Origin of the sequence: Arthrobacter sp. LAPM80, from assembly GCF_046736435.1 — a bacterium.
GTDB lineage: Bacteria > Actinomycetota > Actinomycetes > Actinomycetales > Micrococcaceae > Specibacter.
Window position 1 is genome coordinate 1 of the sequence record NZ_JBCHVD010000049.1, and the last position, 1,949, is coordinate 1,949.

Sequence of the window (1,949 nt, forward strand, 5' to 3'; positions counted from 1 at the left end):
CTTGAATTCTAGGGGTCGTTGCAACACCTGGTGTTTAGTTGGTTATTAGTAGATCATGAAGTTGCTCGGCTGGTGTATTCCAGTTGAGCGTTTTGCGTGGGCGTGCGTTGAGTTCCTGGGCGACGTGTTCGAGGTCTTCGGGTCCGTAGGCGGACAGGTCGGTTCCTTTGGGGAAGTACTGGCGCAGCAGGCCGTTGGTGTTTTCATTGGAGCCGCGTTGCCAGGGGCTGTGCGGATCGCAGAAGTAGACATCCATGTCGGTGGCGACGCTGAAGGCTTTGTGCTTGGCCATTTCCACGCCTTGGTCCCACGTCAGGGAACCGCGCAGGTGGGCTGGCAGGGTGGACATGGTTTTGATCAGTCCGTCGCGCACTGTTTCAGCGGTGTGGTCCCCGGGCAGATGCACGAGCATGACGTAGCGTGTGGTGCGCTCGACCAGGGTCGCGATGGCGGATTGGTTGTGGGCGCCGGTGATCAGGTCCCCCTCCCAGTGGCCTGGCACGGCACGGTCTTCGACCTCGGGTGGGCGTTCGGAGATGTTGATCATCGGGTCCCTGAAACGGCTGGTGCGTTCTTCCGGGTTCTTGTGTTTTTTGCGGCGGGTCCGCCCGGTCCGCAATGCCGTTTGAACCTCGCGTTTGAGGCCGCCGCGGGCTTGGATGAAGAGGGATTGGTAGATCGTTTCGTGGCTCACACGCATCTGCTCGTCATGGGGGAATTCCTTGATCAGCACTTTGGAGATCTGTTCCGGGGACCAGCGTGTGAGTAGTTTCTCTTTCACGTACTCGCGCAGCGGACCGTCAGTGGCCAGTTTACTGGGCTTGGGCCGGGCTCGTGCCGTGGTGGCTTTTCGGTGGGCCCCATAGGGCTGGTAGCCCAGCACCGGGTGGCTGTTACGGGCAACCTCGCGACTGATCGATCCGGCGGAGCGGCCCAGTGCGCGGGCAATGGCCCGCAGGGACGTGTCCCGGGCCAGCAGGTCCGCGATCCTCTCCCGCTCGGGAAGCGAGAGATAGCGGGCGCTGACGGGCTGTTCCAGGGCCTCCAACGCCACCACGACGGGTTCGGGCGCCTGTGCAGGCCCGGCCACCGCAACTGGTCCTGCTGGCGGCGGGACTTCCCCGGCGGTGGGTGCCAATGGTTCGTTACAAGCGGTAATCACCCCCCGGTTATACGGCATTTCCGCCCTCTTGGTCTCATCGGGACCGGCGCTGGCCACCTTGCGTTGCATCTCCCACCGATAGGCGCTTCGTGGGTTTGCGCCGGCGGCCGCGACGGCCTCCTTGCGACTGTTGCCTGCCTCGCGCAACCGAAGGTATTCAGCACGTGTGCCACCACCGGCACGGATGGACTTGATCCCGGCGTGGCGGGCCCAATTGGCGCACTGGGACAGGGGCACCCCGGTCTCCCTGGCAGCGACACTGATGCTGCCCACACGGACGAGAACGGCGAGGAACTCTTCCTTTTGCGCCGGCGTGGCCCGCCCCGTTTTCCCCGAGGCCGCATGGGGCTTTCGGGTGACCGCGCCGACCTCGTAGGCCCAATGGAAACACGTTTGGACGTTGATGCCCAACACCTTCGCCGCGGCGCTCACGCTCCCTGCCCGGTCCAGGACGACGAAGAACTCGTCCCGCTGGGACTGGCTGTATTTCTGGCCGCGTTCCTTGGTGGGAGAGCCGGTCCAGGAACGGCACGTGACCGGGTTGAACCCGAGTTCCCGAGCCGCTGCCGGGATGCTTCCCAACCGCTCGAACGCGGCGAAGAACCTGGCCCGATCAGCTGCCGAGTAACGCCGGTACGCGCGCTTACCCAGCGGTTGGGCAGCCAAATCAGTGCCTATCCCCAAAGGTGACTTTTCCGTTAAGAAAGCATCATTAATTGACGGTGAATCCATGGGTGGAGCAACTCCCGTTTTCAAGGGGTGTTGCAACGACCGCTAGAACTCGCCC

At 63.3% G+C, this 1,949-nt stretch carries 1 protein-coding gene; it reads right to left on the reverse strand.

Annotated features, from left to right (window positions below):
- Positions 1–34: 34 nt before the first annotated feature.
- Complete coding sequence (locus tag AAGW05_RS18445; protein ID WP_411806017.1) at positions 35–1,231, reverse strand: IS30 family transposase; 1,197 nt, start codon at positions 1,229–1,231, stop codon at positions 35–37.
- Positions 1,232–1,949 lie beyond the last annotated feature (718 nt).

What these genes read in the sequence shown, in the direction of transcription:
- AAGW05_RS18445 (WP_411806017.1), bottom strand. Translation starts at nt 1,231, where the DNA reads ATGCAACGCAAGGTGGCCAGCGCCGGTCCCGATGAGACCAAGAGGGCG.